Source organism: Nocardia nova (assembly GCF_002933465.1).
Classification (GTDB): Bacteria; Actinomycetota; Actinomycetes; order Mycobacteriales; family Mycobacteriaceae; genus Nocardia; species Nocardia nova_B.
Genome location: NZ_PSZE01000009.1, coordinates 85434 through 109991, shown reverse-complemented (window position 1 = coordinate 109991; position 24558 = coordinate 85434). Strand labels below are relative to the sequence as shown.

General features: G+C 65.8%; 27 protein-coding genes. 13 read left to right on the top strand and 14 right to left on the bottom strand.

The features are described from left to right. Window positions 1-52: 52 nt before the first annotated feature. Complete coding sequence (locus tag C5E41_RS13775; protein ID WP_104376215.1) at window positions 53-1333, bottom strand: ROK family protein; 1281 nt, start codon at window positions 1331-1333, stop codon at window positions 53-55. A gap of 473 nt (window positions 1334-1806) precedes the next feature. On the opposite strand from C5E41_RS13775, the gene C5E41_RS13770 reads away from it, so the two are divergent. The 7 genes from C5E41_RS13770 (at window position 1807) to C5E41_RS13740 (ending at window position 10149) form a co-directional block, all read left to right on the top strand. Next, window positions 1807-2667: a GntR family transcriptional regulator gene (locus tag C5E41_RS13770; RefSeq protein WP_104376308.1), complete on the top strand. Its 861-nt coding sequence runs from the start codon at window positions 1807-1809 to the stop codon at window positions 2665-2667. Further along, window positions 2642-2869, top strand: coding sequence for a 4Fe-4S dicluster domain-containing protein (locus tag C5E41_RS13765; protein WP_030516520.1), 228 nt, complete (start codon window positions 2642-2644; stop codon window positions 2867-2869). Before C5E41_RS13770 ends, C5E41_RS13765 begins: the two co-directional genes overlap by 26 nt. Window positions 2870-2925: 56 nt before the next feature. Next, a complete protein-coding gene (locus C5E41_RS13760) occupies window positions 2926-4353 on the top strand; it encodes an ABC transporter substrate-binding protein (RefSeq protein ID WP_104376214.1) in 1428 nt (475 codons plus the stop codon). A 38-nt stretch (window positions 4354-4391) separates the two neighbouring features. Further along, window positions 4392-5231 (top strand): ABC transporter permease, encoded by an 840-nt coding sequence (locus tag C5E41_RS13755; protein ID WP_439956342.1) that lies wholly within the window; start codon window positions 4392-4394, stop codon window positions 5229-5231. Next, window positions 5228-5983, top strand: a complete 756-nt coding sequence (locus tag C5E41_RS13750) for an ABC transporter ATP-binding protein (protein ID WP_258080957.1) — start codon at window positions 5228-5230, stop codon at window positions 5981-5983. The genes C5E41_RS13755 and C5E41_RS13750 overlap by 4 nt, the downstream gene beginning before the upstream one ends. Window positions 5984-6106: 123 nt before the next feature. After that, on the top strand, window positions 6107-8809 hold the full coding sequence (locus tag C5E41_RS13745) for a fumarate reductase/succinate dehydrogenase flavoprotein subunit (protein WP_104376306.1): 2703 nt from the start codon (window positions 6107-6109) through the stop codon (window positions 8807-8809). 116 nt (window positions 8810-8925) lie between these two features. Continuing rightward, window positions 8926-10149 carry an arylsulfotransferase family protein gene (locus tag C5E41_RS13740; RefSeq protein ID WP_104376212.1) on the top strand — a complete coding sequence of 408 codons (1224 nt, stop codon included), beginning with the start codon at window positions 8926-8928 and terminating at the stop codon, window positions 10147-10149. Between the two features lie 61 nt (window positions 10150-10210). Here C5E41_RS13740 and C5E41_RS13735 read toward each other — a convergent pair whose 3' ends face one another. The 4 genes from C5E41_RS13735 to C5E41_RS13720 all read right to left on the bottom strand — a co-directional run bounded on the left by C5E41_RS13735 (window position 10211) and on the right by C5E41_RS13720 (window position 13624). Then, window positions 10211-11248, bottom strand: coding sequence for an RDD family protein (locus tag C5E41_RS13735; protein WP_181063236.1), 1038 nt, complete (start codon window positions 11246-11248; stop codon window positions 10211-10213). Between the two features lie 79 nt (window positions 11249-11327). After that, complete coding sequence (locus tag C5E41_RS13730) at window positions 11328-11987, bottom strand: hypothetical protein (protein ID WP_104376210.1); 660 nt, start codon at window positions 11985-11987, stop codon at window positions 11328-11330. Window positions 11988-11990: 3 nt separating this feature from the next. Beyond that, window positions 11991-13319 carry a hypothetical protein gene (locus C5E41_RS13725; RefSeq protein WP_104376209.1) on the bottom strand — a complete coding sequence of 443 codons (1329 nt, stop codon included), beginning with the start codon at window positions 13317-13319 and terminating at the stop codon, window positions 11991-11993. Next, a complete protein-coding gene (locus tag C5E41_RS13720; protein ID WP_146097539.1) occupies window positions 13316-13624 on the bottom strand; it encodes a hypothetical protein in 309 nt (102 codons plus the stop codon). Before C5E41_RS13720 ends, C5E41_RS13725 begins: the two co-directional genes overlap by 4 nt. Window positions 13625-13791: 167 nt before the next feature. Here C5E41_RS13720 and C5E41_RS13715 point away from each other — a divergent pair, with 167 nt between their 5' ends. Continuing rightward, window positions 13792-14082, top strand: coding sequence for a hypothetical protein (locus C5E41_RS13715; protein ID WP_146097538.1), 291 nt, complete (start codon window positions 13792-13794; stop codon window positions 14080-14082). 385 nt (window positions 14083-14467) lie between these two features. Here C5E41_RS13715 and C5E41_RS13710 read toward each other — a convergent pair whose 3' ends face one another. The 3 genes from C5E41_RS13710 to C5E41_RS13700 all read right to left on the bottom strand — a co-directional run bounded on the left by C5E41_RS13710 (window position 14468) and on the right by C5E41_RS13700 (window position 16649). Beyond that, a complete protein-coding gene (locus C5E41_RS13710) occupies window positions 14468-15286 on the bottom strand; it encodes a DUF3558 family protein (RefSeq protein ID WP_104376206.1) in 819 nt (272 codons plus the stop codon). A gap of 261 nt (window positions 15287-15547) precedes the next feature. Continuing rightward, window positions 15548-15760 (bottom strand): DUF397 domain-containing protein, encoded by a 213-nt coding sequence (locus C5E41_RS13705; protein WP_104376205.1) that lies wholly within the window; start codon window positions 15758-15760, stop codon window positions 15548-15550. After that, window positions 15753-16649 carry a helix-turn-helix domain-containing protein gene (locus C5E41_RS13700; RefSeq protein WP_258080970.1) on the bottom strand — a complete coding sequence of 299 codons (897 nt, stop codon included), beginning with the start codon at window positions 16647-16649 and terminating at the stop codon, window positions 15753-15755. The genes C5E41_RS13705 and C5E41_RS13700 overlap by 8 nt, the downstream gene beginning before the upstream one ends. Before the next feature lie 424 nt (window positions 16650-17073). On the opposite strand from C5E41_RS13700, the gene C5E41_RS13695 reads away from it, so the two are divergent. Continuing rightward, complete coding sequence (locus C5E41_RS13695) at window positions 17074-17340, top strand: hypothetical protein (protein WP_104376203.1); 267 nt, start codon at window positions 17074-17076, stop codon at window positions 17338-17340. Beyond that, window positions 17337-17519 carry a hypothetical protein gene (locus C5E41_RS13690; protein ID WP_104376202.1) on the top strand — a complete coding sequence of 61 codons (183 nt, stop codon included), beginning with the start codon at window positions 17337-17339 and terminating at the stop codon, window positions 17517-17519. The genes C5E41_RS13695 and C5E41_RS13690 overlap by 4 nt, the downstream gene beginning before the upstream one ends. A 14-nt stretch (window positions 17520-17533) precedes the next feature. On the opposite strand, the gene C5E41_RS13685 is transcribed toward C5E41_RS13690, so the two are convergent. The 4 genes from C5E41_RS13685 to C5E41_RS13670 are packed head-to-tail and all read right to left on the bottom strand — an operon-like array spanning window position 17534 to window position 20627. Then, the gene (locus C5E41_RS13685; protein WP_104376305.1) at window positions 17534-18307 is read right to left on the bottom strand and encodes an ESX secretion-associated protein EspG; all 774 of its coding nucleotides are present in this window, start codon (window positions 18305-18307) and stop codon (window positions 17534-17536) included. A 31-nt stretch (window positions 18308-18338) separates the two neighbouring features. Continuing rightward, window positions 18339-19685 (bottom strand): hypothetical protein, encoded by a 1347-nt coding sequence (locus tag C5E41_RS13680; protein WP_104376201.1) that lies wholly within the window; start codon window positions 19683-19685, stop codon window positions 18339-18341. Window positions 19686-19690: 5 nt separating this feature from the next. Further along, window positions 19691-20071, bottom strand: a complete 381-nt coding sequence (locus C5E41_RS13675) for a hypothetical protein (RefSeq protein WP_104376200.1) — start codon at window positions 20069-20071, stop codon at window positions 19691-19693. A gap of 28 nt (window positions 20072-20099) precedes the next feature. Beyond that, complete coding sequence (locus tag C5E41_RS13670) at window positions 20100-20627, bottom strand: DUF3558 domain-containing protein (RefSeq protein ID WP_258080956.1); 528 nt, start codon at window positions 20625-20627, stop codon at window positions 20100-20102. A gap of 157 nt (window positions 20628-20784) precedes the next feature. On the opposite strand from C5E41_RS13670, the gene C5E41_RS13665 reads away from it, so the two are divergent. After that, complete coding sequence (locus tag C5E41_RS13665; protein WP_104376198.1) at window positions 20785-21642, top strand: SDR family oxidoreductase; 858 nt, start codon at window positions 20785-20787, stop codon at window positions 21640-21642. On the opposite strand, the gene C5E41_RS13660 is transcribed toward C5E41_RS13665, so the two are convergent. Next, window positions 21636-22361 (bottom strand): LppU/SCO3897 family protein, encoded by a 726-nt coding sequence (locus C5E41_RS13660; protein ID WP_104376197.1) that lies wholly within the window; start codon window positions 22359-22361, stop codon window positions 21636-21638. The genes C5E41_RS13665 and C5E41_RS13660 overlap by 7 nt on opposite strands. Window positions 22362-22626: 265 nt before the next feature. Between C5E41_RS13660 and C5E41_RS13655 the strand changes: the two genes are divergently transcribed. Both C5E41_RS13655 and C5E41_RS13650 read left to right on the top strand, forming a co-directional pair. Beyond that, window positions 22627-23247 (top strand): hypothetical protein, encoded by a 621-nt coding sequence (locus C5E41_RS13655; RefSeq protein WP_094024860.1) that lies wholly within the window; start codon window positions 22627-22629, stop codon window positions 23245-23247. 107 nt (window positions 23248-23354) lie between these two features. Beyond that, on the top strand, window positions 23355-24026 hold the full coding sequence (locus C5E41_RS13650; RefSeq protein WP_104376196.1) for a hypothetical protein: 672 nt from the start codon (window positions 23355-23357) through the stop codon (window positions 24024-24026). On the opposite strand, the gene C5E41_RS13645 is transcribed toward C5E41_RS13650, so the two are convergent. Beyond that, window positions 24009-24533, bottom strand: coding sequence for a flavin reductase family protein (locus C5E41_RS13645; RefSeq protein ID WP_104376195.1), 525 nt, complete (start codon window positions 24531-24533; stop codon window positions 24009-24011). The genes C5E41_RS13650 and C5E41_RS13645 overlap by 18 nt on opposite strands. Window positions 24534-24558: the final 25 nt, after the last annotated feature.

Sequence of the window (24558 nt, the reverse complement as noted above, 5' to 3'; positions counted from 1 at the left end):
ACGGTGGACCGCCCCGGCCGGATCTTTGCGCTCACGGACTCGCCCCGGCTCCTCAGCGCGAGCGCGTTGCCCGGCGCAGCGCCGACAGCGGATCGGCGTAGCAGACGCTGAGCGAGGTGACGGCCGCGGCATGCTCCTGGACCCGCCCGCCGAATCGGCTGATCCGCAGATCCGCCGGGGCAAGCGCGGTGGCACGACCGAATGCCTGCACGACCCGTTCGAGCCCCGGCCGGTAGCCGGTGAAGGCTTGACCGCCCAGCACCACCCGATCGGGATTGAACATGTCGCGCACGAGAGCCGCTGTGTTGCCGAGGATTTCGGCCCGCTCGAACAGCATGTCGCGAGCCGGGCCGGAACCCTGTTCGGCGGCACGGTACAGCTCGGCGATCACCGGTTTCCGCGGCGCCTCCCGCTTCGGCACGATGCCGGCGCGCACGGCGCGAGCCAGCACCGCCGCCTCACCGACCGTGGCCTCCAAGCAGCCCCGCCGGCCGCACGAGCAATCGATATCGGATCCGGTCGGCAGATGCGCGATCGAACCCGGACCGTTCGCCGGGGTGTAGACGCGATCGTGCAGCGTGACCGCGACACCGACCGTCTCTCGGCCGTAGATGTAGAGGCTGCTGCCGGGCCGGTCCTGAGCGCCGGAACGATCCGGCGCACCGGTGGTGAGCAGCAGTTCGGCGGCGGCCATCGCCTCCACGTGGGCGGCGACCGAAACCGGCAGGTCCAGCACGGTGGCGAAGATCGGGCCGACCGGCGCCGACTGCCAATCCAGACGGGGATGATCCACGACGCCGGCGACGGGATCGACCCGTCCGGCCAGCGCCACACCGACCCACAACGGCCGGCGCCGCGGTAATCGGTCCAGGAAGGCCTTGGCGCTGCGCGCGATGATGGTGACGGCCGCCTCCTGCGCGGCCTGCGGGGTGGCGATCTCCAACCCGCCGAGGATGCGGCCGGACAGATCGGCGGCCACGATCCGGGTGAGATTCGCACCGATATGGACGCCCAGCGTGGCGAATCGGTCGGTATCGACCTCGAACGGCACGCGCGGGCGTCCGACCGCACCGGATGCGGTGAGGTCGGCGCGTTCTCGCAACAGTCCGGACGAAAGTAGCGCCGACACTTGCCGATTCACGGTGGCGATGCTCAAACCGGTTGTCTGAGCGGCATTATCGCGGAAGATGGGCCCGCGAGTGGCGGCACGTAGGACGGCGGCCGCCGGGTTGTCGGTGATCCGCAATTCCGGCGGCACCACCGGCCGAGGCACACTGCGTATCGGCCGCGGGCGAGAAGGGGAAGACTGTCGTTCGAGGGTGGGGCTCGTCATGGGGCGAAGTCCTTGTCGAAAGTCTCGTGAAGAGACGACTACATCGGCAACAAGGCAGCGAGAAGGGCCCGAAAAGGGTCGACAGACGGACGACTGGAGCGGTCTCAGCTGCGCGGCCGGGAACAACACAGTTCCCGCTGCCGCGGCAGCCGCACACCGAGCGCCACGGTCACATAGGTGACCCGTGCGCGGTTCGAACGGCTGGTGGACATGTGTAAAACGGTAACATCCCGATTCCACGCCGCGCCAGCGAACGGTCACGGCACGTATTGCGCTCACACTGATTCGAATGCGGGCCCGCATCGCCGCAGGTGGCGCATTACCTTCGATCGCCCGGATTTCAGCAGGTCCGCCGCTCGGGCGGGCGGCGGATAACCGCACGCCCGGCCATTGCCGCCCGCCCGCCCGGCACTCCCGCCCAGGCGCCGCCGTTACGCTCGGAAACCGCAGGTCACAAGCATGAGGAGGTGGAGATGACGGCCGATCCGGTACCCCTGCGTCAGCAGCACGGGTCCGCTGCCGACCACCCGGCTTCCAGGGCGGATACGACGGCCGGGGCCGGCGCCCGCACCATCCGCAAGGTGGATCGGGCCCGCCAGGTGGCCGATGTGCTGCGCCAGCAGATCCACACCGGCCAGTGCTCCGACCCGCTACCCACCGAATCCGAACTCGCCGCGGAATTCGCCGTCTCCCGCAATGCGGTGCGCGAGGCATTGGCACTACTGCGCGACGAGGGCCTCATCGGCCGCGTCCCGCGAGTGGGAACCTATGTGGCGCAACGCAAATACGATCACGGACTGGACAGTCTACGCGGCCTGAAGGAAACGCTGCGTGGGCACGGCGAGGTGCGCAACGAGGTGCGCGCGGCAGTGCGCCTCACGCCACCGCCCGCGGTCGCCAACCGGCTCGGTCTCGACCCCGGCGAATCCGCGGTCTACCTGGAGCGGCTGCGCTACCTCGGCGATCTGCCCCTCAGCCTGGACCACACCTATCTGGCCCCGGATATCGGCGAGCAGGTACTCGACTGCGATCTGCGGTCGGAGGACATCTTCGGGCTCATCGAACAGATCAGCGGCCAGTCGCTCGGTTCGGCCGATCTGGCGGTGGAGGCCATCACCGCCGATATCCACAGCGCCGCCACCCTGCAGGCCCCCGAGGGCAGCGCACTGCTGCTACTGGAGCGTCTCACCTATCTCGCCGACGGGCGCCCAGTGGACCTCGAGTACATACGCATGCGTGGCGATCGGATCACACTGCGCGACAGCCTGATTCGCACCACCGAAAGCAACGATTGGAGGCTGAGCCGCCATGGCGTCGGTCAATCAGCGGGCTGATGTCCCGGTAACCATCGACGAATCGCTGTGCATCGAGGGGTGCACGCTGTGTGTGGAGATCTGCCCGCTGGATTCGCTGGCGATCAATCCGGACAACGGCAAGGCGTTCATGCACGTCGACGAATGCTGGTACTGCGGTCCGTGCGCGGCGCGCTGTCCCACCGGCGCCGTCACCGTCAATATGCCGTATCTGCTGCGCTGAATCGCGCAGCGGATTCTTTCAGTGGCCGCCCCTCGGCCCTATTTCGAGGAAATACCATGAAGTACCGTCGTGCCCGCATACTGGCCGCCGCCGCCCTGATCACCACCCTGGCCGCCGGATGCTCGCTCGAGCAGACCGGATCCGGGGACACCGTCCGGGTAGTCATCGGCTATCAATCCAAGACCATCAATACCGTCACCGCCGGAACGCTGCTGCGCGCCAAGGGCTTCCTGGAGCAGCGCCTGAACGACCTGACCGCGAAGGGCGGGCCGAAATATCAGGTCGAATGGCAGGACTACGACACCGGCGCACCGATCACCGCACAGATGGTCGCGGAGAAGATCGATATCGGTTCGATGGGCGATTATCCGTTGCTGATCAACGGTTCCCGAACCTCCGCCAGTGAGCGTTCGGCCACCGAACTGGTCTCGATCACCGGCTACCAGCCGCGCGGCTCCCTGAATATGGTTGTCACCGCCCCGAATTCGACGGCGACGTCACTGTCGGATCTGGCCGGAAAGAAGGTGTCCGCGAGCGTCGGCTCCGCCGGTGACGGCACACTGCGCCAGGCGCTGAGCCGCGCGAACATCGACCCCGCGCACGGTGTGGACGTGCTCAATCAGCAACCGCAGATCGGCGCGTCCGCGCTGGAATCCGGTCAGGTGCAGGCGCTTTCGCAGTTCGTGGCATGGCCCGGCCTGCTCGTTTTCCAGGACAAGGCCAAGCTGCTCTACGATGGCGCCGAGTTGAACGTGCCGACATTCCACGGTGTGGTGGCACGTCGTGATTATTCGAAATCCCATCCCGAGGTGCTCGATGCATTCCTGCAGGCGCAACTTGACGCCACCGATTTCCTGCACGCGAAACCGCTCGAAGCCGCGCAGCTGGTCGCTGACAACTCCGGACTGCCGGCGGAGGTCGTCTACCTCTACAACGGACCCGGGGGAACCTCGTTCGACACGCCCCTGAAGCCGCAGCTCGTCCAGGCGTTCAAGGGTGACGTTCCGTATTTGAAGTCGATCGGCGACTTCGCCGATTTCGATATCGACAAATTCGTCGACGATGCCCCGCTGCGCAAGGCCTTCGCCGAACGCGGTGCGAACTACGATGCGGCCGTGGCGAACTTCGCCAATCCCGCGCCGATTACCGGCATCGACCCGAGCACCGGTAAACCGATCTCCGATGCGGCTCTCGCCGGCGAGATCTGGTTTGACGGCCGGTCCGCCGCGCAGCCCGCGGCCGACCCCACCGATCTGCTGCGCGCGGTGAAAGCCGCTCGGGCCCAGGGGCAGAAGATCCGCGCCGCCTACGTGCCGGATGCGGAACTCGGCACTCGCTGGTTCGCGGACAAGGCGCAGTGGGTGCGCGAGGGCGATACCTACCTGCCCTTCATCACACCCGGTGCGGTGCAGCGGTATCAGGCCCGCCATCCCGGCGCGGTCGCGGTGAGTTACGACCAGGCCATCGGCGAGGTGCGGTCATGAGCGCCACCACCATGTCGGTCGACGCTACCCCTCCGGACATCACTACCGCACAGGAAACCACTGCCCCCGCGGCGGCCGCCGGACACGACGGCACCGCGCGGCTGTGGGGCTCGCGGCTGGTTCGGGTGGCCTCCATCGTCGTCGCGCTGATCGCCTGGCAGGTGGTGACCGCCAACCATATTCGGCTGTGGGTCCGTTTCGATACGCTGCCGACGGTCACCCAGATCCTGCACCGACTGCAAGTGCAGGTGCAGACCGACACCTTCTGGCTGGACCTCGGCCAATCGCTGATCCGCATTCTCAGCGGCTTCGGGCTGGCCGCGGTGATCGGTGTCGCGACCGGCGTGGCGCTGGGGCGTTCGCGCTGGTTCGCCGATATCTTCGGACCACTGACCGAGTTGGCCCGACCGATTCCGGCGATCGCGATCGTGCCGGTGGCCATTCTGCTGTTTCCCACCGATGAGGCCGGCATCGTCTTCATCACCTTCCTCGCCGCCTACTTCCCGATCATGGTGAGCACCCGGCACGCGGTGCGGGCACTGCCGACCATCTGGGAGGAATCGGTGCGCACGCTGGGCGGCAACCGCTGGGACGTCCTGGTGCGGGTGGTGTTGCCGGGCAGCCTGCCGGGCGTGTTCAGCGGGCTGTCGGTCGGGATCGGGGTGGCGTGGATCTGTGTGGTTTCGGCCGAAATGATATCCGGGCGCCTCGGGGTCGGCTACCGCACCTGGCAGGCGTACACGATCGTCGACTATCCCGGTGTGTTCGTCGGCATCATCACCATAGGCGTGCTGGGCTTCGCCACCTCGGCGGCCATCGAATTGCTGGGACGGCGCGCCACTCGCTGGCTGCCGCGTGCCGGGGAGGTGACGAAATGAGCTCGACCGCAATGGGTTTGCGGCTCGATCAGGTGGAGCTTCGCTACGGTGGCGCTCCTGTGCTGGACGGGCTGACGCTCGATATCCGCGCGGGCGAGATCCTCGTCCTGACCGGACCGTCCGGATGCGGGAAGTCAACGGTGCTGCGTGCACTGGCCGGCCTGCTGCCGCCCCGCTCCGGACGTGCGCTCGCGGACGGCGACGAGATCACCGGCCCCTCCCGCGATCGGGCGATGGTGTTTCAGGACAATGCGCTGTTGCCGTGGCGCACTGTGCGTTCCAATATCGAACTGGCGTTGACGTTGCGCGGGGAGCCGCGGGCTACCCGTCGGGCGCAGGCCGAGCGCTGGATCGAGGAGGTCGGGCTCACCGGTTTCGGCGACTATCTGCCCAAGAGCCTGTCGGGCGGTATGCGCCAGCGCGTACAACTCGCGCGCGGGCTGGCGGGTGCCCCGCGGGCGGTGTTGATGGACGAGCCGTTCGGTGCTCTGGATACTCCGACGCGAATCACCATGCAACGACTTCTGATTCAAACCTGGCAGACCCACCCCACTACGGTCGTGTTCGTCACCCACGACGTGGACGAGGCGCTGACCCTCGGGGACCGGGTCGCGGTACTCGGCGGCACCGACCGTGCGCTTCATTCGCTGATCGCGGTGCCGAACCCGCGCGGCAAGGACGTCGATCGCAGTGCCGAGCGTGCCGAAATCCTCGCCGCTCTCGATCGTTCGCCGCGGTCGGCCGCTGCCTGAGCCGCCCCCGGCCTCTCTCCCGCCGCCTGCCGAGCCGCCGGCATGGCGAGCTGTGCCAAATCCGGCGCGGCGCCGGTGCCCATGCGCTGTCGCCCCGACTATTCACCTCTCTGGAGTGTGCTGATGAAGATCCCCGAGCTGTCCGACACCGTGCGGCTGGACTGCGATGTGCTGGTGATCGGCGGCGGAACCGCCGGCACCATGGCCGCGCTCACCGCAGCGGAGAACGGCGCGAACGTTCTGCTGCTGGAGAAGGCACATGTACGCCATTCCGGCGCCCTGGCCATGGGTATGGACGGGGTGAACAACGCCGTCATTCCCGGTAAGGCCGAGCCGGAGGACTACGTCGCCGAGATCACCCGCGCCAACGACGGAATCGTCAATCAGCGCACGGTGTATCAGACCGCGACCCGCGGCTTCGCCATGGTGCAGCGGTTGGAGCGCTACGGTGTGAAATTCGAGAAGGACGCCTACGGCGAGTACGCGGTGCGCCGAGTCCATCGCTCGGGTTCCTATGTACTGCCGATGCCCGAGGGCAAAGACGTCAAGAAGGCGCTCTACCGCGTCCTACGGCAGCGCAGGATGCGCGAACGGATCCGGATCGAGAACCGGCTCATGCCGGTGCGCGTACTCACCGACGGTGGTCGCGCGGTCGGTGCGGCCGCCCTCAACACCCGGACCGGGGAGTTCGTGGCAGTCGGCGCGAAGGCGGTGATCCTGGCGACCGGACCGTGCGGCCGGCTCGGACTGCCGGCGTCGGGCTATCTGTACGGCACCTACGAGAATCCGACCAACGCCGGCGACGGGTACGCGATGGCGTATCACGCCGGCGCGGAGTTGTCGGGCATCGAATGCTTCCAGATCAATCCGCTGATCAAGGACTACAACGGGCCGGCCTGCGCCTATGTCGCCAATCCGTTCGGCGGATATCAGGTGAACGCCGCCGGTGAGCGTTTCGTCGACTCGGACTACTGGTCCGGGCAGATGATGGCGGAGGTGAAGCGGGAGATCGAGTCCGCGCGCGGGCCCATCTATCTGAAGGTCTCGCATCTGCCCGAGGAGACGCTCGACGCGCTCGAGGGCATCCTGCACACCACCGAGCGGCCGACCCGAGGCACCTTCCACGCCAACCGCGGTCACGACTACCGAACGCACGACATCGAGATGCACATCTCCGAAATCGGTTTGTGCAGTGGGCATTCCGCCTCGGGCGTGTGGGTGGACGAACATGCGCGCACCACGGTCCCGGGGTTGTACGCGGCGGGTGATTTGGCGTGCGTGCCACACAACTACATGATCGGGGCGTTCGTCTACGGGGATCTGGCGGGCGAGCACGCATCGTCGACTCTGACGGAAGTGCCAGCGCCGCACACTCTTCCGGACGACCAGCTGGCCGCGGCGCACGAGTTGATCTACCGTCCGCTGCGCCATCCCGACGGCCCGCCGCAGCAGCAGGTCGAATACAAGTTGCGTCGGTTCGTGAACGACTACGTCGCGCCGCCGAAGACGCAGACCAAATTGTCGCTCGCGGTGGAGACCTTCGAACGGATGCGGCAGGAGATCGCCGGCATGGGCGCGGACACCCCGCACCAACTCATGCGATGCGCCGAGGTCGATTTCATCCGCGACTGCGCCGAGATGGCGGCCCGCTCCTCGCTGACTCGCACCGAATCGCGCTGGGGCCTCTACCACGACCGCGCCGACCTGCCCGAACGCAACGACGAGGACTGGCGCTACCACCTGAACTTGCGCAAGGGCGCCGACGGCGAGATGGAATTCCTGAAGCGCCCGGTCGCTCCGTATTTCGTGCCGGTGCCGGAATGGGAGGATCTGCCGCGCGCCGAGCTCGAGCCGGTCGCGGTGGCACAACCGGAACTGATCGCCGGCCCACCCCGTACCGGAGCATCGGCCACCGGCGCCGCACCCCGTCCCGGAATCACCATCCCCGCCCCTGCCGACGACTCCGCCGCACCCCGGATCGCGATTCTGCTCGGTCTGGACGGCCCGTCCGTCGCCGAACTGCGGGATTACCTGGACGACGCCGACCCACGGGTGCGAGCCACCGCATTGTCGGTGTTGACCGAGGGCACCCCGGACGGATTCGCCGACGCGCTGATCGCGGCCCTCGCCGACGACGACGCCGGCGTTCGCGCCGCAGCGGTTTCGGGCCTGCGCGAGTTGATCGAAATCCTGCCGCCCGCACCGCAATTGACCACACACGCCGAATCGCCCGATCCGCTGGTGCGTGCCGCGGTGGTGGACCTGCTGCGCGCCCAGCGCCGCGGCTCGGCGGACCTGTTCGGCAAGGCCGTGGTGGACAGCGACCACCGCGTGCGCATCGAAGGTGTGCGCGCACTGGTCTCCCTCGACGACTGGTCCGCTCTCACCGCCGCCGCGTTCGACGAGAACCGGGAGGTCCGGGTGGCGGTCGCCCGCGGCCTGGCCGAGGTCGGCACCGGCGGCGCCGACACGATCCGCGCCCTGGTCGGCGACCGGGATCCGCTGGTCCGCGCCGCGGCCCTCGCCGCACTGGCACGCCTCGGCGATTCTTCCGACGCGGCGATCCTCGCTGCGGCGCTGAAGGATTCGGCCTGGCAGGTCCGCGAGGGTGGCGCCCGCGGCTGGGCCGGTCTGGGTCCGGAAGCCGCGGCACAGGCGCTCGAATCCGCGCTGACCGACCCCCATCCGGACGTCCGCAAGGCCTCCGTCCTCACGCTCTCGCATTGGCCCGACCACGCGGCCGTCCGCGCCGCCCTCGAGGTCGTACTCGCGGATACCGACGCCGACGTCCGCGCCTACGCCCGCCGCACGCTGGAGGCGGCGTGAGGGCCGAAGACGGTGATTCGCCGGGCCGAGCGTGGGCTCGGCCTGCCTTCACCGTTCCCACAGGAAGCGGGTCTACGCTCTGCGCAATCATCGGTCGACTCAACTGAGGGAAACTCATGGGCAGGATTGCCAAGAACCTTCGCCGCACCGCTGCGACGCTGGCGGCGACCTCGGTCGGCATCGGCGCGGCATCGATCTCGCACGGCGCGAGTGCGGCACCGTTGCCGAGCTTCCCGATCGGCGCACCCGAATACATCGTGGATGTGAATACTCCGGCCGCCACGCCCGGCTATATCTACTACAGCAACGGTGTCAGCGCGGCGGCGTTGGTGCCCGGCGCCGGTAAGGCGCTGTCGGCCGTTCCCGCGACCGCGCCGGCGAATATCGTCGTGGACAAGGCCGGGCACGAAGTGTGGCGCTACACCCCGCCCGCCGGACAGGACGTCTCCAATTTCCGCACCCAGACGTATCAGGGCAAGCCGGTGCTGACGTGGTGGCAGGGCGGTACCGTCGGCGGCCACGGTTCCGGCGCCGACTACATCGCCGACGAACACGGCACCGTCATCGAAACCCTGGATGCCGGTGGCGCTCCCAGCGACGTGCACGAATTCCGCTTGACTCCCGACGGCCGCGCGCTGATCACGTCGTACCAGGAGGTGGACGCCGATCTGTCCGCGATCGGCGGCCCGAAGAACGGCACGATGTACGACACCGTCGCCACGGTGGTCGATGTGGCGACCAGGCGAGTGTTGTTGCGCTGGAGCGCCGCCGAGCACGTTCCGCTCACCGACACCACCACGCCCGGCACACTTCCCGGCAGCAATACCTACGACCCGTATCACATGAATTCGATCGCGCTCGATCCCGCGGGGAATCTGGTGATCTCGATGCGCGACACCTCCACCGTCTACGACGTCGACATCCACACCGGCGCGATCAACTGGCAACTCGGTGGCGTGCATTCGACTTTCGACCTCGGCCCCGGCGTCGAATTCGCCTTCCAGCACGATGCGGAATTCGCCGATGCGAATACCCTGCGCCTGTTCAACAACAACTCCAGCGGCTTCGAGACACTGGGCGTGTCGAGTGTGCAGTGGATACACCTGGACTTCGACAATCATCGAGCCACATTGGTACGCAACCAGACTCATCCCGACGGCCTGACCGCATTCGCCATGGGCGATGCCCAGCCACTGCCCAACGGCAACACACTGGTGGGCTGGGGTATGGCTCCGCACATCTCGGAATTCGCACCGACCGGCGAGATGGTCTACGACGCCCGGCTACCCCTGGGCACCTACCGCGCCTTCCCGGCCGACTGGGCACCGACGTCGAACTGAGGACTATCCGCGATCCACGTCTCGTCGGCACCGCATCACGGCATGTCGTTCGCGGGCTGGTTCACTCGCGGATATCGCGGCGGCGAACCGCGGTCAGGAAATAGTGCTCGGGGTGGTCCGGGCCGATGCCGTTTCCGATGATCGCGAGCGGTAGATAGACATCGAACAGCCAGATGGCGAGGAGACGACCGAAGGAGGGATACCGGCCGGTGTCCGGGCGCAGGGCAACCAGCCCGAACAGCGACTTGCCGACGGTGGTGTGAACTACCGCCTGGATCACCACCCTGTCGACGAGTGAGGCTGCCAGCCAGCCGAGGACGACGAGCCCGATATTCAGCCCGAGATGTTCTCGGTCGCCCGCACGCAGCGCCGCGGTCGAAAAATGCGGACTCGCGAGTACTCCCAACGTCACGCCGCACGCGAGATGAATGGTCGCATCCAGCACGAAGGCCGACACGCGGCGCACCATCCGTGGCGACGGATAATTCGGGTCGGATCTGGAGCCGTGTCGAATCGATTCCGGCGCCGCACGTCCGGTCTGTTCCATCACCATCCGGCCGTTCCGTTCGGCCATCACATATCCGCTCGGGCGTTGCTCTCGCTCGCGCCCCGGGGCACGAAAGGTGAAGCGCGGCGGCTGTCGCGACGGTGAGTAGTACGCGTAGCGGAGGTCACCGCCACCGGGCCGGGAGATGACACCGTACTTCTGCGGGTCTCCGGCAAACCAGACCTCGGTTGTCTCGTGCCCCACCAGTTTCCCGATGTCCTTGCGCCACGTGCTCGAGATCAGTGCGGAAATCGGCTGCCGCTGCGGGTCGAGCAACTCCACCCACTCGTATCGCCCGGTCGAGATGTAGTTGATCGGCCACACCGTCCAGGGATTGCGCCTCAATGCTCGCTTGCGTCGGCGGTGAATCCACACCATCCCGCCACCGACCGTGATCCCGATCGTGAATACGACCGCCGCCACCATCATGGCCAGGCTCAGCGCCGTACGCGCCGCATGCGAGGACGCGCTGTCGCGAAGTGCGACAAGCAGCACACACAGTGGTGCGCAAGCCAACCCGATGAGCAGGCCCAGCGTGCGCGGCCAACCCATCCGTCTCATGGCACTGCGGGTTGCGGGGCAGTGGATCGCCGGCGGTGGACTCGTGGTGATCGAACCGGTCATGGCACACTCACATATTCAGTGACGACGGGGAGAAAGCCGGGACCGACCCCCGAACCTCCAGCGAATAGGCGATCGCGAGCATCATGGGAACGAATTCCTCTCCCTTGTCGACGAACGGGGTCGACAATTCCGCGACCGCGATCACGGCACCGTCGCGGGACGGCACGACCGCCTCGATCTGGTACACGCGCGCATCGTCCTCGATGTCTTGTTCCGGCCCATGCCATTCCGGTGTCGGCAATCGCAGGACTCGGTCCGACAGCAGGAAGTTCTTACCGGCGTAATCGACCACCTCGCTGTGCAAGTACTCGTCCGCACGTCCCCGAGTAACGAGGTAGTCGACAAGTGTCAGCCGCGGGTTCTTCGGCTCGCCATATCGGACCGAGCTGATGACCAGCGTCGACGTGACATCCGAGCCGTCTGCCGCATGATGCTTTCCGAGACCGCAGTAGACGGCTCCGAGCGAGCCCAATCCGTTGAGAAAGATCCGAAGAGCCTGCAGGACCTTGGGCGCCACGGCGGAGATCTCTCCGGGCGGGGCGCTTGCGAAGAGGTCCTCGACCTGGGCCACGGGCGCATCGATATCTCGCAGTGGTAGTGGGATGAACCCCTCGGGAATCCGGACTTCGACATCGATCGACGTCTCGTCGGACAGTGTCTCGTCCATCGGTCAGTCGTTCCCGCCGAACGGCGCGACCAAGGACGAAACCACCTTCTTGGACCGGGCGAACAAATCGATCGCCTCCGCGGTGGAAACCGTGACGTGGGTACCGTCCGCAACCCCCGTCGCTTTGAAGACGGTAGCCGCGACCTGGTTCATTCCCAACGCCGATGTGAGACTGTTCGGCACACCGGGAACTTTGCCCAGGAGGTCGGTGGCGGAGCCTATTCCCTTCGACAACAGGCCTGGTTCGTGAGTCGCCGCCTCGTACATGGCCCGGCCCACCCGCTCACCCATGCCGATCGACTCGGCAGCGTGCCGGCCCGCCGACACCGCCGTTACCGCCTCGGCCGCCGCGTCGCCGGCCCGGAGAGCGCCCCAGCCCACCTTTCCCGCGGCCACCACCGACCCGCCCGCCGGTGCGAGACCGAGTGCGTCCAGGCCGACTGTCTTCCATGCGTCGAGCTCACCGTTCATCAGGCCGGCCCGCACTTTCGGATCGGTCAGGTCGAGCGCAAGCAGTCCTGCCGACGCGATCGCCCCCACCGCGAACCCGATGGCGTCGATAGGCGGCGGAGTGATGAGCGCGACCAGGCCACCGATCGCCGCAACGGCGGAGAGTATTTGATGCAACCCTTGCCGGTGCTCGTCGAGAAACTTTCCGACCGCTTTCACCGCGTCGCAGATCGTGTCCCAGATGCTCTTGTCCGGGGGACTCGGAGCGAAATCTTTTGCCGCTGCGTCCAATTCGGCGGCGATTCGCCGAGCCAGTTTGTCGTGCTCGGTTTCGAGATCGCGGGCGCGCTGAATAATCGCATTGATCTGTCCCTGGCAGTTGTCCACCGCGGTACTCGCCGAACGGACCTGAGCCGTTGCCGCGTCCAGGCGAGACTGCGCGGCGGCCAACTGGTCGGGATCGGAGAAACGCGTACCGGCCAGGCCGAGGTCCGGATTGGACTGGGCCTGCTGGAGAGCGGTGACCGCGCGGGCGTGTTCTCCGCGCGCCGTGGCGGCCTCGGTTTCCAGGCCGCGAGCGCTCTCCTGATAACCGACGAGGCCGGTGTGCCACTCGTCGAGCAGACCGACAGCACCTTCGAGTGAGGACTGTGCGTAGCCGAGGTCCTGGGCCAACGTGGAGTCGAAGTGCGCGCGAAAGGCGTCGCCCCCATGCCCTTTCCACACATCGTCGTCACTGTTGCGCAGGCGATTCAGCAGGTCGTTCGTTTCTTTGACCGCGTCAGCAGCTGTGTTGATCTGCTCGCGCAGGGCCGACACATCGTCCGGAGCTCCGGGCACCGGATCGAAACCCAGATTGGGATAGGGATTCTGCGCCTTCATGCTGTTGTCTCCCCCTCAGTCGCTACCGTCTCTCCGACCTGCGCCAGGATTTGGGCGAGGGCGTCGTCGGTCTGCTGGTAGGTATCGCGGCACCGATCGATGCCGTCCGCGGTTGCCCGCGCCATTTCCCCGATGCGCTGAATGCCGTAGTGCCAGCGACGCTGAAAACTATCGGCCGCGTCGTCGAGCTCCTTGGTGCCGATACTGCCGTGGCCCCCTTCGGCCATCTTCCCCATCGCATCATCGAGTACCTGTTCGGAACCGCGCAGCGACTGCACCGCCTTGCCCAACGCATCGATGTCCACCCGCAACAACCCTGCCAAAGCGCTCCCTCTCGCCCCTGCTCCTCGAGCCCACGCGCCCGAAAAGCCTCGTTACCGGATTGGACGTCCCCGACGACCATCCGGTTCCCAGCCCTCCGATGAGAGGTGGTGGCCGCACCCGGCACGAGGACCCGGCCGAACGCCTTCCGGTGGCGATCGGCATTCCTCCCCAGGACATCTGGGTGATAGGCGAGTTCACATTCAGCACCGAGCAGTGGAGCGCAGGCGTGCGCCGATGCCGTAACTTACGCATCCTGCGGGATGTGCGGGATGACAGCCGTGGCGACGTCGACGAGACTCCTGCACGGGTCCCGGTCGATGACATCAGGACCTACCTGCACTCCACCGTCTCGCAGGGCGATCAGCACAGTGCACGAGGACGGGTCCGCCGCAGCAGCGGTGGCAACTTCCGCCCACCGATCTTCATTCTCGTAAATTGACGTTCCGGTGCATAATTGTTGGCGAAGTAATCCATCGTCATGTTGGTAACCTGAATAAAGACGTCAGGGCCTTGCTCCGACGCTGCAGCGGCCTGCACTCGATAATCGCAGCCTTTGTACTGTTCCAACGGACCGCCGGTGCGCGCCGGAATTACACGACCTTCCGGAACCAGGTTCAGCGATGTCAGGACATCTGCGGGAATATCCTTGCACGGATCGAACTTCGAAGGCAATTGCGGAGGAAGCTGTGGCGGCGTAGCGCCATGTCTCTCATCTTTTCCGCAACCAGCACTTGCCAGGAGCCCGACAGCCGCAATACATACGGCTAACAGATAAAGCTTCCGAGCAGATGCGCACTTCGCGGCCGTCGCGCACAGGCGCCACTTTACGCATTCTGGGGAATATGCGGGATGATTGCGGTAGCAACCTCCGTCAGCACCTGGCACGAATCGCGCTCCGCCACCGAGAGCGGACCCACTTCGACCCCTCCTTCTTTGAGAGAAATGAACAGAACACAGGGTAGGCCGGTATACGACGATGTTGCGACTTTCCTTCCGGCTATGTCGAAGCTATTGAATTGATGTTCTGGAGCGAAGTTTCTGGTGAAGTAGTCCATTGTCATATTAGTTGCTTGAATGTAAGTGCTCGAGCCTCTCCGTGGCGCGTAGCCGTCCTTCGTCCGGAATTCGCAGCCTTTGTATTGTTCACCGACGCCGCCGATTCGCGGAGGAATCGACCGCCCCTCAGAAACCAATTCGAGCGACGCCAGAACATCGGCGGGAATGTCTTTACAGGGGTCGAACGAACTCGGCAAGGTAGTCGGTAAGGCAGACTTCGGCAGACCATCGTGATCACCGCTTTCGCAGCCAGAAGCAGCGATTGCTCCGACTACGAGCCCGAGACCGACGAGGGAACGACGGAACGAAAACTTCCGGGCTGAAGGAACCCGATCGGCGGCAACGGTTCGACCGTACTCATCGTCATAGGTGCGATTGTCACCATCGAGGATGGCGGAGTCCAAAAATTGGCCACCCCTTGCCGAAGGTTTATTCAGCTTATCCCGGAAATCTTGTTGCCCATCTTTGCCGACCTGCAGAACAGACGGATATCGAACAGTTTCCGGAGTCGGCTTCGGATTCACCGCCACAGTCATCGTGCCCGCCAGCTTCTGCAGTTCATCGATATCGGCCTGCAACAACGCCATTCGGTAACCCCCACCTGATCGAATCGTCGAGAGCACACACTAGCCGATCTGGCCGGAGCCGACAGCGGTCACACCCTCCCGCAATCCGGAAGACATCCACCGGCTACTGCGGCAGCATCCGGACCGTTCCACTGACGCGTGTAACCGGCCGAGCTGAGCTGTCCGGTACTTGCGTCGAATTTGGTTGGAAGATAAGAGAATTGGCTTGACGCTATCGGTCGGCATGCTCGAACATGCCGCTGCCGATCAGGCGATGTCGAGCTATGCGATGGAGTCGTCGAACCTGCCGGCCTCGACGGCGGTGGTAAAGGTGTCCCATTCGGCGGGGGTGAAGAGGAGGGTTGGGCCGGTTCGGTCCTTGGAGTCGCGCACTCCGATCGTGTTGGCGTCGAGGTGGGCGACCTCGACGCACTCTCCCCCATGCTGCGAATAGCTGCTCGTGAACCAGTCCGCGCTCTCTAAGCGTCTACTCACGCGCGTACTCCTCTGCGATCGTCCGCACCAGGCAGCTGGTGCCGTCCTCAGTCAACGCTACATCTCGAATGGCTTGCAGGGCTTCCCGGTAACGGGCGATGACAGCCTCGTCCTCGAGGAATAGCCCACCAGTGAAACCCTCGACAAAGACCACCGGAGGCTCCGCCGTGCGGCTGGAGCGTGGGGTCGGAAAGGAGAGCAGCGTGAACGACTGGACGAGTAGTCCCGGGTGTGGGCCCGCACCGAACGGTATCGCCCGGACCGACACATTCGGCGTCTGCGCGACCGCCGCGATGTGGTGCAGCTGCTCTGCCATCACCTCCCGCCCACCCAACTGATGCCGCAAGGCGGACTCCGAGAGCAACACCTCGAGTTGAAAGTCCGGGCACTCCGACAGCTTGCGCTGTCGTGTCTCCAGCAAGTTCAAATGCCGCCTTGCCTCGAGCTCCGATATCGCTGGATCGGTCGTGTCAATGATCCACCGGCGATAGCTGGAAGTGTGGAGCAATCCAGGCAGCAGAGTGAGTTGGAAGCTGGTAATTCGCGAGCTCGCCTGTTCCAGGCTCATATAGTGATTGAAGTGCGGGTTCACAACGTCGGCGTATGCCCGCCACCACCCACCCGAAGCGTCGCCCTTGGCCGCTTTGACCTCTTTGAGCAGCCCCAGCACTTCGTCTTTCGTCTCCTCGTCCGCCGCGTAGAACTCCAGCAGATCACGGAACTGCGCCGTGCTGATGCGGACGACATGCCCGTCCTCCAGCCGCCCGATGCCCTGTTTCGACACCTCGATCGCCAGCCCGGCGGCCAACTGACTCTTCCCCGCCGCTGCGCGCAATTCGCGCATCCGTCGGCCCAGTGCCCGCCGGGGAAGTGTGGACCCACCTGCCATCATCAGCCTCCCTATCGAGTGTGGTCCAGTTCGGACCCGTATATGCTGGACCGCCCCATACTGGACGCCCGACGACTTATGCCGGATGTACCGAAATAAGCGGTCCCGCAACGCCTTTCTGATGTCTACTGAATCCACCCCGATGACCGGGAAGGCCCGGTTCCATCAGCTACAGAACGCTCAAGACAAAGCTGGCAGCAATAGGCCGGGACACTACCGAATCGCACGGACGCGAAACGCGTGGTGGCTCCTGGAGCCTCGGTCATCGGGTCGACCACAGCGCGAAAGCCCGACACGATGCCGACGAATAGCGAAGTACCACAACTGGTTACGAGAACATCCCCACACAACGACAAGCCGATCTTAACATCGCCCCGGGCCGGGGGGTATCCCGGAATCGAATAGTTCACGGTCCAGTTCCGCCATGCGCGAACACCACACCGAAGCCGGAGAGTGGCTGGCGATCTGGCGACTCGACCGGCGAGCGATCCGAATACTGCTGGTGTGCAATGCTTTCGACCGCGAGCCGGTGCATGTCGCCGCCGCGGCCAACGCTCCCGACCTGGCAGATATGCGGGACAGGCTGCCGAAGCTCGCCCCGCTGTGGGATGCGATCAGACACCAGTACTGGTCATCGTTCCCGACGGTTCACGACCCGGCACATGTCACCGAGGCGAAAGGTCGCATATGACATCGGAGGACACCGCCGCGCGCCTGCGCGTACTCGGCTCCCGCGCCGAGAAGGCGGGATATCGCCTGCTCCGCGATCCAGCGCTGCCCGATGCGTGGTCGCTGCTGGATGCGGAGGATGGCGCGGTCGTCTGTCCCGCAACCACACTCGAACGGATCGAACAATGGCTCGACGAGTGAACCGCGACAGCGGATCAGGGACGCGGATGAACTCCGTCGCGAATCTCCGCTGTGGTGCGGATGATCATGTCCCGCACCTGCGCGGTCATCCGCGTGGAATCGGTCGGTTTGATACGCAGGATCCGGTCGCCGAAGATCGCGTACCGGCCGTCGTCCAGGAAGTCCATGATCTGGAAGTCCTTGCGGCCGTTCGTATGCCGATTGTCCGGGCTACCCCATGGGTAGGCGGCGATGTGGAATGTCGCACTGGCCGGACGCTTCAGGAAGCGGGCCAGCTGTTCCTTCGGCCCCACTACCCATGGATCTCGCACGTGGGCAGCGGGGGCTTCCAGATCGTCGACCGGGATGTTCAGCGGCTTCCCCTGCCCCTGCGAACATTCGGGAAGCTCGGCGACGACCGCGGCCGGAACGCGCTCGACTCCCAGAAGAGACAGGCGCACCGTGCCGCCGACCGTCGCTTCCGGGCCCGGCTCCTGCACCACGACGGCCCCGTGGCGATCGTGCGCGGCGGCATGGATGCGAATTCTGTGCTCGCGGTTGCGGCCCCGGAAGCCGGTGACCTCGACTCGCACCTCCGGATCGAGCAGTAGTGCGATCGCCCGTTCGAGGTCGTCGTCGACCTGTGGCAGCAGGCGCTCCGCGATGCGCCGCCGAGTCCGGTCCACCTCCGCCACCGTGTGTTCGGCGGTGAACCGATGCGCCAGCGGGTAGGGCAACACATCCCGTCCCGTAACCTCCCACAGCACCCGAAACTCGGCCGCGTCGAAACGCCACCTTCTTTCACTCATCGAGCCGTCCATCTTCGCGCGACAACCATCACTACTCGCCGATGACCGGAGGGGCGATCTTCGGAAGCGCCGGTATGCCGGTCAATTCGTCGCCGTTCTCCTGATTGACCAGGTAGTCGGGAACACTCTTGGTGCGCTCCTCTTCCTTGTCGCCCTTACCACGGCCCGCCCCGCCCATCCCGGGCATGCCATTGGTACCCGCACGACCGGCGGCAGCCGCGGCGCGCCCGCCGGCGCCGACCGGGACGCCCGGCTGGACCGCCCCGGGCAGGCTGCTGCCGTGGCCGTTGGGGCCATTGGTTCCGTTGACCCCGCCGAGCCCTCCACCCGTACCGCCCGGCACAGCCGAGCCCGAAGAGTGCGGACCGAAGGAATTCGGGTCCAGACCGGAAGGCGTCGTCGCCGACGACGGGTCGGTCCGGGCCTGGCCGGCACCACCCTGCGCGTCGTTCGCCTGGCCGGTCGCAGCTGGACTCGATTGCGACGCCGTCGAATTCGGATCCTGACTGTTCGCCGGCCGCTCGTTCGGATTCTGCTCGCCGGGTTCGGGTACGTTCGTGTCGCTCGTCCCGACAGGCCCGGACGGTCCGGGGGTATTGCCGCCCGGCGGCCACGAGGCAGGCGGCGGCTGGTCACCCGGGCCGGCCGGATTCTGCTCGTTCGGTTTCGGAATGACCGGGACGCCGGTGTCGCTCTCGTGGACTACCGGGGCGTAGACGGTGCTCAGTACCCGCTTGGCCTCGACATAGGCATTGTCATAAGCCGTGTTGTCGTCGCGCCATCCCCGGCCCGCGATCCAGTGCCGGACATTGCTGATACCGGACCGATGCTCCGGCACATGCGGCACAAGCTCTTTCGTCGGCGACAAGCCGGTGCCGAGCTCGTCGAGCTTGTTCGCGGTGAGCTGCGCGGCCTTGGCCACCTGCGAGGCACGCGTCGTGTAGTCGGTGACCGCCTGCGCGGCGGCTTCGCGCGCGGCGCCCCGCCACACGGACTCGTCGGTGGCCTTGGTCATCGCCTGCTGGAAGTTCGTCAACGACGTGGCCTCCTGGCTGCCGATGGTGACCCAGGCGCCCTTCAAGTCGGCGACCGCCTTCAGATCGATCTTGTCCACCTTGGAACGCAAGGTCTGCAGGTCGTGCTGCTCGAAGTTGTCCGTACTGTGCACCGACGGCGTGCGGAACGCGCCCTCGAACCCGATCTTGGAAACCTCGCTTCGGACGCCGACGCGGAACGAGTTGTACATGTCCTGCACGGCGTGGGGGCTTTTCTCGTTCGGAATGCCCTCGCCGGCAATCAGACTCGTCAGGCCGTGGCCGATCCGCTTTCCGATCCCGGACAATGTGAAGTCTGGAATGCCGAAATTGGGATAGGACATGGCGCCTACCCGGCAGCCGGATCGGTCGCTGCTATTCGGCCGGCGTTGTCGACGTCCTGGCCGGTGAGGCGCTTGATGGACTGTGCCATCACCTCGCGCATGTTCTTGACGGTTTCGATGTGGTCCTTGATGACCTGGTCGATCGAATTCGGTTCGCCGGTGGCCTGTTTCAGGTAGCCGCCCTCGAGGGCGTGGCCCATGTCGAAGTCGCCGAAGCCGGAGACCCGCTGAGTCAGTTGCGCAACGTTGAACAGGCTTTGAAGCTCTGTCAGCCGTGTGTCGCATGCCGTGAGGCACTCACGAGCAACGGCTTCGTTGTCCAGATACAGCTCGCCTCCGCGCGCTTGCTCGGCGAACTTCTTCCAAGTCTCTACTTCACCGGCCATGCCTGTTCCTCCCCTTCTGGTTCGACACTTACTCCGGCAGCAGCGGGACGAGTAGTTCGCCGACGTTGTGCAGCGTGGCGCACGGATCACCGGGATCGTCGACGATGAGACTGTTGGTGATCACGATTTCGAGTACTCCCTGTTGAGCAGCGAACACGGCGTCGCAAGTGTCGTTCTTGGATGCACCCTCGACCCGGTATTGCTGGCCCTTGCGTCCAGCAAGTACTACGTCCTGAAAGTCAACGTTGCCCTCTTTGTTCTGTATCTCCTGCAGGGAGCGCTTACCCGAGAGCACGTTGACGGTGTACTTCTTCCCCTTCCAGTTACAGATCTCCCACCCGCTCTGATGCACGCCCGCGATCCCGCTCTCCTTCGTCGCAGGATCCACCCCCGTCTTCCGCAACACATCATCCGGAATCTGCGTACAGGGATCCCACAGCTTCACCGCCGCGGTGGTGGTCGCGGAACCGTTCGTCCCGTCGTCCCCGCTGTTGCACGCGACCAGAACCGGCACGACTGCCGCCAGCAGAACTATCGCGAGTCGGCGAGCAGCCACCGTCCGCCCCCTTCGGATCATGCTTGCACCTGGTCAGCCGACCTTATCAAACGAGTTCGACCGGACGACGCACTCGGAATGAACCCCTAGGGTGCCTAGCGCTGCGGCGCGAAGGTCTTATTGTGAACAATAGTGTTCGCAAAAATGGGAGTGCACGATGAAAGATCTGACCAGCCGGAAGTGCCTGATCACCGGCGCGGCCAGCGGGATCGGCCGGGCGACGGCGGTCGCGGCCACCGCGGCGGGGATGCGGGTAGTGCTGACCGATATCGATGCCGACGGCCTGGCCGAGACGGCGGCCCGGATCCGCGCCGACGGCGGCGAGGTGCTGGAGGTGCAGGTGCTCGACGTCTCCGATTACGAGGCGGTGACCACGTGGGCGAAGCGGGTGCACGAGGAGTACGGCAGCCTCGATGTCGTCATGAATATCGCCGGCATCGCCACCTGGGGCACGGTCGAGAATCTCGAGCACCGGCACTGGAAGTCGATGGTCGATGTGAATCTGATGGGCCCGATCCACATCATCGAGAACTTCGTGCCGCCGATGGTGGCGGCGGGGCGCGGCGGACATCTGGTCAACGTCTCCTCGGCCGCGGGGCTGCTCGCCCTGCCGTGGCATGCGGCCTACAGCGCCGCGAAGTTCGGGCTGCGCGGAGTGTCGGAGGTGCTGCGATTCGACTTGGAGCGCCACGACATCGGCGTGAGCCTGGTGGTGCCCGGGGCGGTGCGCACGCCGCTGGTGGGCACCGTGCGGATCGTCGGCGTGGATCGCGACGATCCGCGAGTGCGGCGGATGGTCAAACTGTTCGAGGGCCACGCGGTGACACCGGAGAAGGTGGCCGACCGGATCATCGCCGGCATCCGGCACAACCGCTTCCTCGTGCACACCTCGCCCGATATCCGCGTCGGCTACTGGTTCGCCCGCAAGTTCGCGTGGCCGTACGAAATGGTGGCGCGAATTGCCAACCGCGAGTTCAGCAAACTGCTGCCCGCGCCGGCGCGCGGCACTCAGTAGTGCGTCGCGCAGACCACGAAACGCCGTTCCTTGTAGACGAATCCGCGATCACCATCGGAGCAGCTGTTGACGTCGGTAGTGTCGTTCTTGATTTCCACCACACGCACCCGGCCCGGGGCGGCGGTGGCGCAGTCGACGGGAGTGGGACTGCCGTCGGCGATATTCATGCACGCGCCGGTGACCCAGTTGAAATCGAGGCAGAGGGTGTCGGTGGCGCCGCCGGGCAGCGTTTCGGCCACCGAGCGGTCGACATCGGCCGGGCAGCGCGCGCCCGCGACCGCCTTCGCGGTGACCTTGTAGCGCGAATCCGTACTCGCACAGGCGGTTTTCTGCACCGGAGCGCCGGCGTCGGAGGTGGCGGGGGTGGCGACGACAGCGGCCACACAATCGCCGACGGCGACGGTCTCGCCCGGATGCTTCTGATCGGCGCCCTTGTTCAGCACCAGCGGCTCGTCCGACGCCGAGGAGGTGACACCGGTGACGGTCGGCTGGGCGGGCGCCTCGGCGGCCACGGGCGCGACCGTGGTGGTGGGTGATACCGCTGCCGCGGCACGCGTTTGGTCCGAATGATGCCGGCCGGCGGTGAACGACAGCGCGGCGGCGATGAGACATGCCGCCGACAGCGCGGCGGCGATCACGAAGCCCGTCAGGGTGACACCGGCTTGAACACGTCGGCGCGACACGTACTCGTCCTCCAGAGCGGTAACACTTCGAACCACCCCGAACGATGATCGAAGAACACTTGCGAATTTGCAGACCTCGCAAATGCTTACACGATCCGCGCGTGCACGTCGAGGCAGAGCGGTGCCCCCAGGCGTGGAAAATAAAAATGTTTCTTTTTCACTAATCGCTCCGATCACAATTGGGCAACAATGTGCTCGTTCAGGTTCGGGAATTACCAAGTCTGGCAATTAGCGTTCGACGCGTTATTGTCAGCTTCCGTCCGGACCGTTCGGCCGGAAGTCTCGTGAGAAGGAATCCTGAATGAAGTTCGGCACGTTCGCCGCAACCTCGATCCTGGCAGTGGCCACGGTCGGGATCACCGCGGGAACCGTGAACGCCAGTCCTCCGGCCGCACCACCGGCCGCCGCCAAAGAGATCACCACCTCCGGAACCGACCGCGGAGTCACCTATCACGCTGTACTCAGCGACTTTTCGCGGGTGCTGACCACCGTCGTCGAGCACGGGCGATTCGAGGTCGACAAGGACGCGACCGCTGTCGCCCTGAAGTCCGACAACGGCACCGACCTCGTCACGGTGCCGCTGACGTACCGGATGGCCGGCAGCACAGTCCACGTCGCGCAACACATCAGCGACGACGGGCACAAGGTCGTACTGGAGCCCAAGGCCACCGCCACCGAAATCGGCGAGATGCAGCCGATCAATTCGATGGCCCGGCTGACCAACGAAATCAATCAGAACGTCGTCGGGCTGGTGGCCGGTGGCGTGCTCGGCGGCCTGATCGGCGCCGTGCTCGGGATGGGCTTCTTCAGCATCATCACCGGGCCGATCGGCATGGTGGTCGGCGCCATCGCGGGCGGATACGCGATGGGCGGTCAGCCGTTCCTGGACGCCGTCAACGCGGTCGTCAGCGGACAGCCCTGATCCCTGGCCGGTGTCGCGGGGCGGACCGCGCCGCGCCGCGACACCGGTTTCGGACATCACGGGCGTTTTGCTTGCACCCCCGGCGAATTCGTGGCTCAATCCGAAGGATGGCCGGGGAACCGTATAGATGGGTCGCGACAGCCGAGACCGATATGGTCGAACTGCGCGATCCGGTTTCCGGCCGCGCGGTCGAGATCGTGCGGCCCTCGGACGAGGACCTGCCCGCGCCGCTGCTGCGGGAGGTCGAGACGCTGGTCTTCGACTGGGCCAATCTGCTCACCCAGTACGAGGCGTGGTCGGATCTGCACACGCTGTACCGCCGCGAGCCGGATACCGTTCTCTGGGCCCTGAGTTGGCTGCTGGCGCTCTGGGCAGTCGTCGGTGAGACCCGGACCGGCAAGCCCGCCGATGCGATCATCCGCGACCTGGATTACCGCGGGGGCTGGCGGGATCTGCGCAGCGCGGAGGACGAGCGGATCTGGACCGGATTGACGCAACGGGTGCGGCTGGGCGGCATCGCCGCACTCACCGAGGACCCGCGGGCGGTACGGGCCTATCACGACGCCTGCGTGGAACCGGCCGACATCGGCCCGATTCTGCTGCGGCACACGCTGATTCATCTGGACGCGCTGAGCCAGGACATGGACCGCGCCGGGATGCGAGCACGCGGGCTCGCCTCCTCGGTGCTCGATCACACCGCTCCCGATCCCGGACCGCGGCGGCGGCTGTGTTTCCGGCCTTCGCGGCCGGGACCGGACGGGTTACGCGACCTCGGCTGAGGTCGCATCGGCGCCGGGATGCAGGCGGCGGAATCGGCTGCCGTGGAAGACCAGCGGTTCGTGTTGCGAGCGCGTCGCCAGGCGGGTGATCTGCACCAGGACGACCTGATGGTCGCCGGCCGACACCTGAGTGTGCACCGTGCCCTCCAACCAGGCCGCCGCTCCGCCGACGAAGAGGGAACCACCTTCTCCCCGATGCACTTCGACATCGCTGAACCGGTCACCGGTGCGGCTGCTCATCCGCTGCGCCGCCTCGTCCTGGTGGGCGCTGAGCAGGCTCAGACCCAACCGCCGGGCGCCGACCAGCTTGGGCCAGGTGCTCGAGCTGTTCTGCACGCAGAACGACACCAGCGGCGGATCCAGGGATACGGGTACGAAGGTGCTCACCACCAGACCGGCCGGAACATCGTCGGATTCCGCACAGACAGCGACCACACCGCTCGGAAAATGCGCGAACGCGCGACGCAAACCCGCACTGTCGGAGGGTATTTCGCTCAGATCAGACATGGTTATCCACTTCTCGGCTCACTCG

What these genes read in the sequence shown, in the direction of transcription:
- C5E41_RS13775 (WP_104376215.1), bottom strand. Translation starts at nt 1,333, where the DNA reads ATGACGAGCCCCACCCTCGAACGACAGTCTTCCCCTTCTCGCCCGCGG.
- C5E41_RS13770 (WP_104376308.1), top strand. Translation starts at nt 1,807, where the DNA reads ATGACGGCCGATCCGGTACCCCTGCGTCAGCAGCACGGGTCCGCTGCC.
- C5E41_RS13765 (WP_030516520.1), top strand. Translation starts at nt 2,642, where the DNA reads ATGGCGTCGGTCAATCAGCGGGCTGATGTCCCGGTAACCATCGACGAA.
- C5E41_RS13760 (WP_104376214.1), top strand. Translation starts at nt 2,926, where the DNA reads ATGAAGTACCGTCGTGCCCGCATACTGGCCGCCGCCGCCCTGATCACC.
- C5E41_RS13750 (WP_258080957.1), top strand. Translation starts at nt 5,228, where the DNA reads ATGAGCTCGACCGCAATGGGTTTGCGGCTCGATCAGGTGGAGCTTCGC.
- C5E41_RS13745 (WP_104376306.1), top strand. Translation starts at nt 6,107, where the DNA reads ATGAAGATCCCCGAGCTGTCCGACACCGTGCGGCTGGACTGCGATGTG.
- C5E41_RS13740 (WP_104376212.1), top strand. Translation starts at nt 8,926, where the DNA reads ATGGGCAGGATTGCCAAGAACCTTCGCCGCACCGCTGCGACGCTGGCG.
- C5E41_RS13735 (WP_181063236.1), bottom strand. Translation starts at nt 11,248, where the DNA reads ATGGGTTGGCCGCGCACGCTGGGCCTGCTCATCGGGTTGGCTTGCGCA.
- C5E41_RS13730 (WP_104376210.1), bottom strand. Translation starts at nt 11,987, where the DNA reads ATGGACGAGACACTGTCCGACGAGACGTCGATCGATGTCGAAGTCCGG.
- C5E41_RS13725 (WP_104376209.1), bottom strand. Translation starts at nt 13,319, where the DNA reads ATGAAGGCGCAGAATCCCTATCCCAATCTGGGTTTCGATCCGGTGCCC.
- C5E41_RS13710 (WP_104376206.1), bottom strand. Translation starts at nt 15,286, where the DNA reads ATGGCGTTGTTGCAGGCCGATATCGATGAACTGCAGAAGCTGGCGGGC.
- C5E41_RS13700 (WP_258080970.1), bottom strand. Translation starts at nt 16,649, where the DNA reads ATGGCAGGTGGGTCCACACTTCCCCGGCGGGCACTGGGCCGACGGATG.
- C5E41_RS13695 (WP_104376203.1), top strand. Translation starts at nt 17,074, where the DNA reads ATGCGCGAACACCACACCGAAGCCGGAGAGTGGCTGGCGATCTGGCGA.
- C5E41_RS13690 (WP_104376202.1), top strand. Translation starts at nt 17,337, where the DNA reads ATGACATCGGAGGACACCGCCGCGCGCCTGCGCGTACTCGGCTCCCGC.
- C5E41_RS13685 (WP_104376305.1), bottom strand. Translation starts at nt 18,307, where the DNA reads ATGAGTGAAAGAAGGTGGCGTTTCGACGCGGCCGAGTTTCGGGTGCTG.
- C5E41_RS13680 (WP_104376201.1), bottom strand. Translation starts at nt 19,685, where the DNA reads ATGTCCTATCCCAATTTCGGCATTCCAGACTTCACATTGTCCGGGATC.
- C5E41_RS13675 (WP_104376200.1), bottom strand. Translation starts at nt 20,071, where the DNA reads ATGGCCGGTGAAGTAGAGACTTGGAAGAAGTTCGCCGAGCAAGCGCGC.
- C5E41_RS13665 (WP_104376198.1), top strand. Translation starts at nt 20,785, where the DNA reads ATGAAAGATCTGACCAGCCGGAAGTGCCTGATCACCGGCGCGGCCAGC.
- C5E41_RS13655 (WP_094024860.1), top strand. Translation starts at nt 22,627, where the DNA reads ATGAAGTTCGGCACGTTCGCCGCAACCTCGATCCTGGCAGTGGCCACG.
- C5E41_RS13650 (WP_104376196.1), top strand. Translation starts at nt 23,355, where the DNA reads ATGGCCGGGGAACCGTATAGATGGGTCGCGACAGCCGAGACCGATATG.
- C5E41_RS13645 (WP_104376195.1), bottom strand. Translation starts at nt 24,533, where the DNA reads ATGTCTGATCTGAGCGAAATACCCTCCGACAGTGCGGGTTTGCGTCGC.